Here is a 12,112-nt window from a genome sequence, read left to right on the forward strand (position 1 = left end):
CAAAAGGCTTTCCCCTTGTCCGAAATCTATGATTTTGCTATATCCATGGATTGGGATTTTTCAAATCCGGGAACAGCACCGCAGGTCGCACGATACAGGTAGATGCAATCACCTGTATAGAAGTGCGCTCTTAGCTTCGCTAAGAGAATTATATTTCCGTTTCACCACATATTTTTTTGAGTGCTACAAGTGAAAAAGTCTCTTTAATCAAATGTTTTATTTCTCTTGCATTTGATTGAGTAACTGCACCTTCCTTTATTTTGTCGAACAGCTCTCTGTCTTCGATATCATAATCTTTCTTTAACCTTTCTATTTCCCTCTCCGCAATTTTTTCTTTTGCCATATCTGGTAAATCATCAAATTTAATAATTGAGTCAAAACGGTTATATATAGGCAATCCCAGATGTTCTTTTATCTCATCAATTGTTTTGTAATTTGAAGTACACACAATAATTGCCTTATTTACTACCACTTTGTAATTATGATCTTCATAAATCCCCTCATCAAATAATTGATAAAATGCACTATGAAATACAGATAACGCTTTATCAAACTCATCAAACAGCAGTACATTTGTTTCTCTAGCCAAAAGATCTTGTGCAAAGCTTTTCTCGTTATATCTTCCACCAAAAATGTAATTGGCTGACTCATTATTCTGATACATAGAGAACTGCTTTCTTAATAATTTTCCACCCATCAATTCTGCCATATACTGTGCTGATTCCGTCTTTCCAAGCCCTGAATCTCCATATAACAATATTACAACAGGCTTACTCTGCTTACCATCTACCAAAGGATATATTGCCTGAAGCAATTTCTTTTTTGCTCTTTCCTGACCAATCACTCTTTCACTATATTGGCTGTTAAATGTTTGTATCATTTCCTTTGAAACTTCCAAATATGGCTGTTGTGTTTCATGAATAATACTTTTATCAAATGTTCGATATATCTGCTCCCGAATATTTTTCGGTGGATTTTGAATGTACATATTTGTTATGGACATTTGGAAAATAAAATTTATAAAGTTTATAATTACATGTTCCTGAACACTACAGTACTCATCTGCATGAATAACAAAATCTTGCACTCTCGGTTTCTTCTTTTTCTTAGGCTTTGGTTCTGGCTGCCCTGGAATGTTAACAAACACATCCATTTTTTTATTACCATCATCAAGTTTCGCTGCCATTTCACTAAGATTTCTTGCACTTTTCGGAACAATTTTTTCAAAAGCAGAATCAGATCCTACAAAAATTTCAATCTTCTTCACGTACCACACCTGCCAATACTATATCATAAACATCTAATTCTTTTTCTTCTTCAGCAACAGACTTTTCTCCCTCAACAATTTCTTCTGCTGTAGTCTTGTCTTCTGCTGGTTGAAAATCAAACTCTTTATCAATTGATAAATGATTTTCGCCACAAGTTCCAACCTTTATTCCGAAATATGTCAGCTTCATTTTGCTCAAATCGACAAGGTTATAATTGTTTTTAAATGCTTGAAGGTTAAATCTCAATATGCTTTTCCGCTCTTTCTCTGTCTTTAAAAGCATATCATAATAACCCCGTTCACCTAATATTGCCTCATTTAATTTTTCCATATCTATTGGCATTTCTTCTTTAGGCACAATTGTCAAATATGAACTGAGCATTTTATATAATGTCACAGAATTTTCTGGAGCATAAACACCACTATTCTCGAATTTTTTTACGTGTTCATCTTTGGAGGCTGCCTGTATATAATCTGTAAGCAACGTATTTTTTATTGTTTTGTCAAAAGCACTGGTCAGCTCAGCGGAAGCACTGGCATCAACCTTTCCCTGAAATGTTGCTTTAATATAATTCAAAATATTAAAGCCACTTTTGGCCTGAGCTTCAATTTCAGCAACTATTTTAGCTATTTTTTCTTTATTTTCCTGTGTTGACCAATCAAGCCGTCCTCCATTGGTAACATCAACATAATCCTGTGCAGCAGCTTCATCAAAATATACTATTTTTAGAAACTCTGTTTTCTCAATGTTATTATTTTTCAACTTTTCTGCTCCTTACTATTTCTGTTCCTCGCACAATTTCTGATACCTTTGCATCAGTTCTGCAACACAGGCAGCTTCGCTTTTATAGGCTTCACTGCCTTTTGTGAATCCGTATGCCTGCATGACTGCCATATCATTCTGGTGATGTGCCTTTCGCAGTTCCGGCGGCATAGTCAATTCATCATAAAGATCTGCTAGACTGCTGTCCGGATATAATGCTCTGGCATCAAGAATTGCCTGTGCAGTCTGTTCAATTTTTTGCCGTTGTTGAGTGCTCGGCTCAGGCCATGGGAAATTATTGTAAACAATGTCTTTAGAATAACGATAATCACTTTTTAATCGACCACAGACAACACGCATCCACGCCATATGTACATTAGATGTGAGCACTCCAAAATGATAGAGTGTTGCATCTGGAATAATTTTCACAAGATTACTACAAAAAATATTAGGTGTAAAAAATCCCATCGGAACATATCGTCTTCTCTGAGATGAAACTTCAGGAATAACTATATACTGTCCTTTTGGCATATTTTCCACATGAAACCTTGTTGGTCTTTCAGCTAATTTTACAGTTCCAGCACTTGTACTTTGCAGACGATATTCTTTTACTTCTCTTACTCTTTCCATACACAATGGAAGTTTTCTTAATTCAGCAGGACTACACTCACCTAGCCAAAGACAATATCTCGGTGACCTATTAATAAATTCTTTTGATCCATACCACGGGCGAAAATATTTTTTTGCTTCAGGTTCTTTTTTTATGAACTCTTCCATTTCCTCTTTTTCAAAAAGATAATACCCACCATCAATTGGCTTATTTCCAATTCCAATTTCTGGAATATTGCAGATAGGCTTGTTTCTGCTCTCAACATATACATTCGCTGCATCCAAAAGATAACCATTGATGTTTTTTGCAATTTGATATCTTTCATCTATAAATATTTTCTTTGGTTTATTATAAGGTGCAATACTAAATCCAATGATCACACAATGCACATGGGCCTTTATCTTTGCTTCACTATCCCACTGAAATGTTCGATATGCAAAATCAATATGCACGTCATTTTCCAATAGTGGTTTCCACAAATTAGCAACGCTTTCTCCTTGGGAAACAGAATTTGTCGAAACCAATGCGGCTCGTATTGATGTATTCTTCATAAAATCTGCGCATTTCTTATACCAGCAACAAACGTAATCCATATTTCCTACATTTTTCCAGCCCTGAAAAATTTCTTTCACATCATCTTTCTGTTCAGAACTCATTACTCTAGCACCCACAAACGGAGGATTTCCCATAATATAGGAAACCTGATATTTTGGTACAACACTCTCCCAGTCAATCTGCAAAGAATTTCCTTCCACAATAAACGCATTTGTCGTCAACGGCAGAAAATCCAGATTCATATGAACGATATCTTCTGTCTCTTTCATCATCTGGGATTCTGCAATCCACAATGCAGTCTTGGCAACTGTAACAGCAAAATCATTAATCTCAATTCCATAAAACTGATCAATAGAAACATGAATCGGGGAAGATTCATCAAAGCCAAAAGTAATCTGTCCTCTCTGCAATTCTTTTATGACTTCATTCTCCAATCGCCGGATACTGATATATGTCTCTGTAAGGAAATTTCCACTTCCCGATGCCGGATCAAGCCACCGAAGATTTGATAACTTTGTCTGGAAGTCTCTCAGCTTTTTATCTTTTGTTCTCTGAACCGTTATCTGCTGAATTTCTTTCAGTTCATTTTTCAAATCATCCAGAAACAGTGGATCAATGACTTTATGAATATTTTCAATGCTGGTGTAGTGCATACCGCCAGAGCGTCTTGTCTCAGGATTCAACGTACTCTCAAACACAGCGCCAAATATAGTCGGACTGATTTCTGACCAGTCAAAATCTGCTGATGCTTTCTCTAACAATAAATTTCTGATTTCATCTGTAAACGGTGGAATCTCAATATCTTCATTTGCAAAAAGTCCACCATTCACATACGGAAAAGCTGCAAGCTGCGGGTTATCATCTTTCAGATAAGGATCTCTGTCCTCTGGCTTTGTATCAAGAATCTGGAAAAGTTCGATCATCGCTTTTCTCATTTTTCTTGCATCAAACTCTTCCAGATAATCATGGAACATGCCATGCTGGCCAAAAATACCCGCATCCTCTGCATAAAGACAGAACACCATCCTAACACAAAGGATATTCAGGCTTTTCATTGCACGCTCTGTTGTTGGATCAACATATTGTTTTGCCAATGCATCATACAGCAGCCCTACAATTTCACCTGCGGCAATGGAAACTTCCATTTCTCTCTGAAGATTTGTATTTCCCTCATCCACAAGGAATTGTAAACGATAGTATTCTTTTTCCAGATTCTCCAACTGAATAATCTCTGGATCACCGCCCGGCTTTTCCATGTCATAAATATAGAATGACTGGAAATTACTGGTAACAATCCATCTTGGTCTTTTTGAATACGGCAATTCAGAAGAATATCTTTTTGCCTGTTCAAATGGTGTCAGCATAGATCCATCGGACTGTCGGATAGCAGCTGTCAGGCTCTTGTTGATACTTTTCTGTTCAATCATGACATGGGTTTTCTCGATATACCCGTCAATAAAACTGGTATGGTCAAGGTGTACCTGATCTTCAAAAGAAATAAACTGTGATATTTCCGTCACACCAAATACCGTTGTGAGAAGCTCCACCCAGAAAATCTGGCTGTCGCCTTTTTCATATCCACGGTCTTTCCAGTTTTTCGCAAATGCTTTCGCAGCTACTCTTTGTTGTGTATCTGTCATTGCAGCAACCTCCTATTATTCATCATCTGTAAATTCCATCATCTCATCCACGGTGCAGTCCAGTTTCTTGCAAATTTTCTCAATCGTCTCCATTGATACATATTGGTTTTTCCCCATCCGTGCAAGAATGTTTCCGCTGATCCCAGTAAGGTACTGCATTTCTATCCGCTTCATATTTTTATCTATGAGCATTTTCCATAATCTGTTATAACTTACGCCCATAAGCTACCTCCGTATTTTTCGTTCAAACATATTTTGATTATATCACGATTTCGTTAGGTTGAATATCTGTGTTTTTGATATCTTCTGTAAAAATGGAAAAGAGGATGCATTTTGTCTAGGCATCCTCTCCAACCATTTATTCTAAATTAATTAAATGGAATTTCTCCTTCAGATGCTTCCATAAATCCGTCCTTATCTGTTTTCGATGTTTCTGATGAATCTACCCCAGCACCGCTGTCCTTGTTCTGGGCAAATTCATGTTCTTCCACAATCACATCTGTAGTATAAATTGTTTTCCCGTCCTTATCCTTATAACTACCGGTACTGATACGACCACCAATCACAATCCTCATTCCTTTGTGAAGATATTTCTGTGCGAACTCTGCACTCTTACCAAACGTGATACACGAAATAAAATCTGCTTCCTGTTCTCCGTCACGTTTATATCTTCTGTTCACTGCCAGAGTATATCTGGCTACTGCCATATCATTATCTTTTCCAGCATATTTGATCTCCGGATTCTTTGTCAGTCTTCCCATTAAAATCACTCTATTCATAGTTGTTACATCCTTTCCGGGCATTTTACCCTTTAATCATTGTTATTAGTTACTTGTTGCATCAGCGGTCTATCGTGCGTTTCCCTGTCACCTGCAGTCGTCTCAGACTGCCTCTGCCTGCATCAGCAGGTCACTGACCATAAGGCTCTGGTCAGCCGCCCATCATCGGGAGTGTCATTATGATTCCGCTTGCTTCCAGAAAAAGAAAGGTCATGGCAGAACTCCTGGTAGGCTTCCAGGGTGCACTTATCAATTGTCAAGGTTCAGCGAAGGAACATTCCAAAACGTCCTCTAATTACTAAAGTCAAATGACTTGACATGATGCAAAAGAATCGTGATATTTTTTTGCATTTTTATCATTTTTTCTTTTAATTTCATTAGTCCCTTCACATACTCTGTACTGGGACGAACAAAAACGGACATGATTTTGAAGAATTTTTGAAAAATAATTGTTCCTCTACCTATAAAGCGTTGGAAACAGTATTTACCAACCCTCTTTTGCGAGTTTTTTCGCAGAAATGAAATATTCCCTCACTAATCGCAAGTTTCAGAGGGCGTTTGGACGGTACTTTCGCAGAAAAATTTGTTTTTTCTACTAATCACACACGGGAAAGCAGAGAATGTCAGATGATTTTGAAAAAATCAAAAAAGAAGCATCAACCACTATTGCAGCCAATGCTTCTTTAAATTACTTTCTTACTTACGAAAGAGATTTCAATATGACTTTTATTACTTTCCTTAATTTCAATCCATCTTTCAGTCCCAGACGATAAAAAAATTCTTCTGTATCTGCTCCACTGCTGAATATGGCATTACAGTATTTTGTAATTGCCTCTTCTTGTTCTGGTGATAATGAAGCAATTACCTTTTCATATTCCTCTTCAACTTTATCTGGCTCTGCCACAGATTGCTGTTTTATTTTCCATTCTGCGTACTCTTTCCCCATATGCTCCGTTATTGTTAGATTGATAAATTCTTCAATCTCCTCTGTCAATTTCATAGATTTACACCTGCCCTTTCCATGTTATCTCACTGTTTCAGATAACTCCGGTAACTATCTAGAACTGAATCGGTAACACCACTTTTATATATTTTACGAATATCAACAATCTGTTCATCTTTCAGCAATTTCAACCAATCCAGTAAATCTTTTCTGCTGTTTGCAAAATTGCAGCATCTTCCATCTGCATATTCAATCCTGTATCTCATACGCTCCTCCTATACATATACCAATTCACTCAATACAATTTCCTGCACACGATTCCTGATGTTGTTACACTGTCGCACCCATTCCATAGGATTCTGACTCTTCAGTTCCTCGGTAACTCCATCCGCAATTCTCATTTGTGCTTCAATCAGCTCATACCATTCCTGTGCCTGTTCGTTAAGATCTGCTAGATAGCGATCCAGTTTTCCGGTCAACAAAAGATAAGAATACATCCCTGATTTATGTTTTTTCAGATATTGTTTCCGAAGTATTCCCCAGTAACCAATCGGTCGGTTTTCCTCCGGCAAGGCTAACATCGGCATGTAATAATCTCCCACCAGCACATAATCCAATCCATTGTTATCATCATGTATTATTTTTCTCTGTTCACTCATGTTCTTCTCCTCTATCAAATCTTCCTCTGCTCTCGCAGATACGCTTCAAATATACTTCTACGAATCAGTACTTTCTTCCCAATCTTATATACTGCTCCGGCTTCATGTGCCATACGAACTACGGGCTTGATTCCCAGTCTGTAATATTCACATGCCATATTGTAGGTCACGTAGTCATGGCTCATAAATTCCAGATCTTCATCGTCAATCTCATCTGAAAACATCCATACATTACCGCTCATCCATCATTTCCTCCCTACCTTTTCCTGTCGCCGGTTCATGGAATCGTTCCAGATAAGTATCAAAAATATCCTTGTTAATCAGTACCGTTCCATCTATTCTGTAAATCGCACCTGCATCACTTGCAAGTTCCAAAAGTTTCTTATGGGAGATACTGTAAATGATTTCTGCCTGTTGATAGCGCAGATACTGTCGGCGTAATTTTCTAAGCTGCTCTGGTACTTCTTTCATACTTGTAATTGGTTTATAACTTTTATCCATGATGTTTTCCTCCAAAATTAGATTTACTGTTTTACAGAAGCTGACCGCTGGGATGTGACTTTCCAAGGACGAAAAAAAGCACCTCTTAGATTAACTCTAAGAAGTGCTCTTACTTCATTGCCCAAACCTGTGCCCTTTCACCTGAAATTCGTCATGCTTCATAACGATTCATCATTCTCCCAAATTTTGTTGTCAAATTGTTGTCAAATGCGGTCTGACATCATGGTTTTAGACATTTTATATTTAATTTTAGTACAGCTTTGCACCAGCCGGGATGTGGTTATCAACCATCAGAAGATGGAGCTTTTCTTCTCCCTCTTCCTCATGGATTGCACTGAGGAGCATTCCACAGGATTCAATTCCCATCATGGCTCTCGGTGGCAGGTTAGTGATTGCAATTAAGGTCTTTCCAACCAGCTCTTCCGGCTCGTAATAAGCGTGAATACCGCTTAAAATCGTACGATCTGTGCCTGTTCCATCATCCAGAGTGAACTGTAACAGCTTCTTGGATTTCTTAACAGCTTCACACGCTTTAACCTTTACAGCTCTGAAATCTGACTTGCTGAAAGTATCGAAATCAACAAATTCCTCAAATAAAGGCTCTACCTTTACCTTGGAGAAGTCGATAACTTCTTCCTTCTCAGGTGCTGCTGTGGAAGTGCTGTTTTCTGACTTCGCAGACTTCTTGTCAGCGTCCAGGGACTTCATTGTCGGGAACAGTAACACATCTCTGATTGCTTCTGCTCCTGTCAACAACATACACATTCTATCAATACCAAATCCGATACCACCTGTAGGAGGCATACCAATCTCCAAGGCATTCATGAAGTCTTCATCTGTTGTGTTAGCTTCATCATCACCCTGTGCAAGCAATTCTTCCTGTGCTTTGAAACGCTCTCTCTGGTCGATTGGGTCATTCAGCTCTGAGTATGCATTTGCCATTTCCCATCCATTCATAAAGAACTCGAAACGCTCTACATATTCTGGATTTTCTGGTTTTTTCTTTGTAAGAGGTGAAATTTCAACCGGATGATCCATTACGAATGTCGGCTGAAGAAGGTGTTCTTCTACATATTCTTCAAAGAACAGATTCAGGATATCACCTTTTTTATGTCTCTCTTCAAATTCAAGATTGTGTTCTTTTGCAAGTTCTCTTGCCTGCTCTAAAGTCTCAACTTCATTCCAGTCAACGCCTGCGTATTTCTTAACTGCATCAACCATTGTGATACGCTCAAATGGTTTACCAAGATCCATCGGGATTCCTTTGTAAACAATCTGTGTTGTTCCAAGAACTTCCTGAGCAACAAAACGATACATATTCTCTGTCAGATCCATCATGCCGTGGTAATCTGTATATGCCTGGTAAAGCTCCATCAGAGTAAATTCTGGGTTATGTCTTGTATCAAGGCCTTCGTTACGGAATACTCGTCCGATTTCATATACTTTCTCAAGACCTCCAACGATCAGTCTCTTCAAGTATAATTCCAGAGAAATACGAAGTTTCAGATCTTCGTTCAATGCGTTAAAGTGTGTCTCGAACGGTCTTGCTGCTGCTCCTCCTGCATTTGCTACAAGCATTGGAGTCTCAACTTCCATGAATCCTTCTCCACTTAAGTACTTACGGATTGCTGCAAGGATCTTTGAACGTTTGATAAATGTATCTTTAGAGTCTGCATTCATAATCAGGTCAACGTATCTCTGACGGTAACGTGTGTCTGTATCTGTCAGACCATGGAACTTCTCTGGAAGCATCTGTAAGCTCTTAGAAAGAAGTATCATCTTTTCAGCATGGATAGAGATTTCTCCTGTTCTTGTTCTGAAAGCAAATCCTTCTAATCCGAAAATGTCACCGATATCCGAACGTTTGAAATCTGTATATGCATCAACTCCGATTGCATCTCTTGCGACATATACCTGAATATTTCCCTGTAAATCCTGAATGTTACAGAAGGAAGCTTTTCCCATAACTCTCTTGAACATCATACGTCCAGCGATTGATACGTGAATTGGATTTGCATCCATAATGCTTCTCTTGTCTTCGTAATCTTTCTTCAGAACTTCTTTTACCTGCTCTTCATCCAGACCGTCTACATTTGGCTCCTGGCGGTCTTTTAAAAGCTCAGCTTCGTGTGCTTCATAAAGATTTTTCACTTCGAGTGAATGGTGTGTCTGATCAAATTTTGTAATCTGAAATGGATCTCTTCCATTCTGCTGAAGTTCTGCGAGTTTTTCACGACGAACTTTTCTCAACTGATTTAAGTCTGGTTCCTGTGTTTTTTTCTGATTATCTGCCATTGTACATCTCCTTCCTAGAGTGAGCGGTTGATACCCAGAACCTTGTACTGGATCACACCTGCCTGTGTCTCAACATCTACTACGTCTCCGACTTCTTTGCCCATCAGAGCCTGTCCTACAGGTGACTCGTTTGAAATCTTTCCTTCCAAAGAGTTCGCCTCTGTAGATCCTACGATTTTGAATTCGATTTCTTCATCAAATGTTACATCGTATACTTTTACTGTACATCCAACATTGATTCTGTCGAAATCCACTTCGTCTTCCACTACAACCTCTACATTTTTAAGAATTGCTTCAAGTTCTTCGATACGAGCCTCGATATCGCGCTGCTCATCTTTTGCTGCATCGTATTCAGCATTCTCTGAAAGGTCTCCCTGTTCTCTTGCCTCTTTTATCTTAGCTGCAACTTCTTTACGTTTTACTACTTTTAAATTTTCAAGTTCTTCTTCTAATGCTCTTAATCCAGCATATGTCAGTAATCTTTTCTTTGCCTCTGCCATGATTTGTTCTCCTTTTTAGTCTCATGTGTTTTCTTTTTAAGTCTGCAATCATATCTTATGATTAACTTTAGAATTACTATTTTTCAAATCTATATTTTGAAATAAATATATTCTGAATACTTCTGTCTTATTCTTCTGTCTGTTTGTTCTTGTAAATTAATCTCATAACGCAACTAAAAGATGTCCCAAACCTTTTGTTTTTCAAGCATGGTCCATCTCTTTTTTAGTCTTATTCGCAGTTACAATATTATACCCAATCATGCCAATACTGTCAAGATTTTTTCAAGTTCTTCATAGCTCTCAACGCTATTGATATCATCCCTTAAACGTGCTGCATTATGCAGTCCTTTGGTATACCAGGCAACATGTTTTCTCATCTCTCGGATTCCGGTATAATCGCCTTTATATTGCAGTTGGAGTCTTGCATGTCTAAGCATCATCTGACGTATCTCATCTACATCCGGACGTTTCGGCATTTCACCTGTTTTTTCATATGCTGTCAGCTCTGAAAAGATCCATGGATTTCCTTGTGCCCCGCGTGCGATCATTACTCCGTCACATCCTGTTTGTTCCTGCATTGCAACGGCCTTTTCTCCCGATGTCACATCTCCATTTCCAATAACCGGAATATGAACGGCTTCCTTTACCTGACGAATAATATCCCAGTCAGCTTTTCCTGAATAATACTGTTCTCTCGTTCTGCCATGTACCGCAACTGCCGAAGCTCCGGCTTCTTCAATAATCTTTGCAATTTCTACTGCATTTACATGTTCATCATCAAATCCTTTTCGGATTTTGACAGTTACCGGTTTTTGAATTGCCTTCACTGTTGCTGATACAAGTTCATACACCAGCTTCGGATTTTTCATCAATGCAGACCCTTCTCCGTTTCGGACAATTTTCGGCACCGGACATCCCATATTAATATCTAATATCGAAAATGGTCTTTCTTCGATACGTTTCGCCATCTCACTTACAATCTTTGGATCTGAACCAAATAGCTGCAATGATACCGGCATCTCATCCGGATGAATCTGAAGCAGACTTTCTGTATTTTTATTGTTATATAAAATTCCTTTTGCACTGATCATTTCCATGCACAGCAGACCTGCTCCCTGTTCTCTACATAACAAACGAAATGGCAGGTCTGTTACGCCTGCCATCGGTCCCAGTACATAGCAATTGTCCAATGTAACATTTCCAATTGTTAACTGTTTCATATAGTTCCCCTTAACCTATTCTTCCAAATCTTCGACATCATCCAAATCAATATCTTCTCCAAGATATTTGACTCTATAATACAATTCCAATGATTCAAATAATTCTCTTTTTGTATTCTGCAATTCTTTAATTTTAAGAACGCTTCCAATTTCGTCAAATTCGAAATCATTTTCATCATGTTCGACTTTCAATTCAAGGTTTCCATCTTCATCATATACAACCATGAGGATTCCGCCAACATCAGCTGTATACAGTACACACATGATTTGAAGTTCCTGGCGAACTGACTCTGGAAGTGTCATAAAATCCGGATTCAAATAAAACTTCTGCTCATATGCACTGGCTGCACAAAGTACAATCTCTTCTGTGTTTTCCATAT

Annotated in this window: 14 protein-coding genes; all 14 read right to left on the minus strand. The window is 38.3% G+C overall.

Annotated features, from left to right (window positions below; genetic code table 11):
- Positions 1-148: 148 nt before the first annotated feature.
- The 14 genes from D8Q48_RS09630 to D8Q48_RS09695 all read right to left on the minus strand — a co-directional run bounded on the left by D8Q48_RS09630 (position 149) and on the right by D8Q48_RS09695 (position 12,110).
- Positions 149-1,267: an AAA family ATPase gene (locus D8Q48_RS09630; protein WP_117636751.1), complete on the minus strand. Its 1,119-nt coding sequence runs from the start codon at positions 1,265-1,267 to the stop codon at positions 149-151.
- Positions 1,254-2,030, minus strand: coding sequence for a DUF6414 family protein (locus D8Q48_RS09635; RefSeq protein WP_172696944.1), 777 nt, complete (start codon positions 2,028-2,030; stop codon positions 1,254-1,256). Before D8Q48_RS09635 ends, D8Q48_RS09630 begins: the two co-directional genes overlap by 14 nt.
- A gap of 15 nt (positions 2,031-2,045) precedes the next feature.
- Positions 2,046-4,835: a DNA methyltransferase gene (locus tag D8Q48_RS09640; protein ID WP_117636752.1), complete on the minus strand. Its 2,790-nt coding sequence runs from the start codon at positions 4,833-4,835 to the stop codon at positions 2,046-2,048.
- Between the two features lie 15 nt (positions 4,836-4,850).
- On the minus strand, positions 4,851-5,057 hold the full coding sequence (locus D8Q48_RS09645) for a helix-turn-helix transcriptional regulator (RefSeq protein ID WP_005341250.1): 207 nt from the start codon (positions 5,055-5,057) through the stop codon (positions 4,851-4,853).
- Positions 5,058-5,203: 146 nt separating this feature from the next.
- On the minus strand, positions 5,204-5,614 hold the full coding sequence (locus D8Q48_RS09650; protein ID WP_117636753.1) for a single-stranded DNA-binding protein: 411 nt from the start codon (positions 5,612-5,614) through the stop codon (positions 5,204-5,206).
- A 700-nt stretch (positions 5,615-6,314) separates the two neighbouring features.
- Positions 6,315-6,614, minus strand: coding sequence for a hypothetical protein (locus D8Q48_RS09655; RefSeq protein WP_181974028.1), 300 nt, complete (start codon positions 6,612-6,614; stop codon positions 6,315-6,317).
- Positions 6,615-6,643: 29 nt separating this feature from the next.
- A complete protein-coding gene (locus tag D8Q48_RS09660; protein ID WP_055225720.1) occupies positions 6,644-6,823 on the minus strand; it encodes a hypothetical protein in 180 nt (59 codons plus the stop codon).
- A 9-nt stretch (positions 6,824-6,832) separates the two neighbouring features.
- Positions 6,833-7,216: a TnpV protein gene (locus tag D8Q48_RS09665; RefSeq protein WP_117636754.1), complete on the minus strand. Its 384-nt coding sequence runs from the start codon at positions 7,214-7,216 to the stop codon at positions 6,833-6,835.
- A 14-nt stretch (positions 7,217-7,230) separates the two neighbouring features.
- Positions 7,231-7,458, minus strand: coding sequence for an excisionase (locus D8Q48_RS09670; RefSeq protein WP_055195496.1), 228 nt, complete (start codon positions 7,456-7,458; stop codon positions 7,231-7,233).
- Complete coding sequence (locus tag D8Q48_RS09675; RefSeq protein ID WP_117636756.1) at positions 7,448-7,717, minus strand: DUF6462 family protein; 270 nt, start codon at positions 7,715-7,717, stop codon at positions 7,448-7,450. The genes D8Q48_RS09670 and D8Q48_RS09675 overlap by 11 nt, the downstream gene beginning before the upstream one ends.
- Before the next feature lie 249 nt (positions 7,718-7,966).
- Complete coding sequence (lysS, locus tag D8Q48_RS09680) at positions 7,967-10,012, minus strand: lysine--tRNA ligase (protein WP_121056371.1); 2,046 nt, start codon at positions 10,010-10,012, stop codon at positions 7,967-7,969.
- A gap of 14 nt (positions 10,013-10,026) precedes the next feature.
- Positions 10,027-10,512: a transcription elongation factor GreA gene (gene greA / locus D8Q48_RS09685; RefSeq protein WP_117990979.1), complete on the minus strand. Its 486-nt coding sequence runs from the start codon at positions 10,510-10,512 to the stop codon at positions 10,027-10,029.
- 257 nt (positions 10,513-10,769) lie between these two features.
- A complete protein-coding gene (dusB, locus tag D8Q48_RS09690; RefSeq protein WP_117990981.1) occupies positions 10,770-11,732 on the minus strand; it encodes a tRNA dihydrouridine synthase DusB in 963 nt (320 codons plus the stop codon).
- Between the two features lie 15 nt (positions 11,733-11,747).
- Entirely contained in the window at positions 11,748-12,110 is a 363-nt protein-coding gene (locus tag D8Q48_RS09695) for a DUF6145 family protein (protein WP_117990984.1), read from the minus strand.
- Between the last annotated feature and the right edge of the window lie 2 nt (positions 12,111-12,112).

Source organism: Ruminococcus sp. B05 (genome assembly GCF_003628495.1).
In the GTDB taxonomy this organism is placed as follows: Bacteria; Bacillota; Clostridia; order Lachnospirales; family Lachnospiraceae; genus Schaedlerella; species Schaedlerella hominis.

Bases quoted from the DNA above. Each gene is read 5' to 3' on its own strand.
- D8Q48_RS09640 (WP_117636752.1), bottom strand. From the start codon at position 4,835: ATGACAGATACACAACAAAGAGTAGCTGCGAAAGCATTTGCGAAAAAC.
- D8Q48_RS09645 (WP_005341250.1), bottom strand. From the start codon at position 5,057: ATGGGCGTAAGTTATAACAGATTATGGAAAATGCTCATAGATAAAAAT.
- D8Q48_RS09650 (WP_117636753.1), bottom strand. From the start codon at position 5,614: ATGAATAGAGTGATTTTAATGGGAAGACTGACAAAGAATCCGGAGATC.
- D8Q48_RS09655 (WP_181974028.1), bottom strand. From the start codon at position 6,614: ATGAAATTGACAGAGGAGATTGAAGAATTTATCAATCTAACAATAACG.
- D8Q48_RS09660 (WP_055225720.1), bottom strand. From the start codon at position 6,823: ATGAGATACAGGATTGAATATGCAGATGGAAGATGCTGCAATTTTGCA.
- D8Q48_RS09665 (WP_117636754.1), bottom strand. From the start codon at position 7,216: ATGAGTGAACAGAGAAAAATAATACATGATGATAACAATGGATTGGAT.
- D8Q48_RS09670 (WP_055195496.1), bottom strand. From the start codon at position 7,458: ATGAGCGGTAATGTATGGATGTTTTCAGATGAGATTGACGATGAAGAT.
- D8Q48_RS09675 (WP_117636756.1), bottom strand. From the start codon at position 7,717: ATGGATAAAAGTTATAAACCAATTACAAGTATGAAAGAAGTACCAGAG.
- lysS (WP_121056371.1), bottom strand. From the start codon at position 10,012: ATGGCAGATAATCAGAAAAAAACACAGGAACCAGACTTAAATCAGTTG.
- greA (WP_117990979.1), bottom strand. From the start codon at position 10,512: ATGGCAGAGGCAAAGAAAAGATTACTGACATATGCTGGATTAAGAGCA.
- dusB (WP_117990981.1), bottom strand. From the start codon at position 11,732: ATGAAACAGTTAACAATTGGAAATGTTACATTGGACAATTGCTATGTA.
- D8Q48_RS09695 (WP_117990984.1), bottom strand. From the start codon at position 12,110: ATGGAAAACACAGAAGAGATTGTACTTTGTGCAGCCAGTGCATATGAG.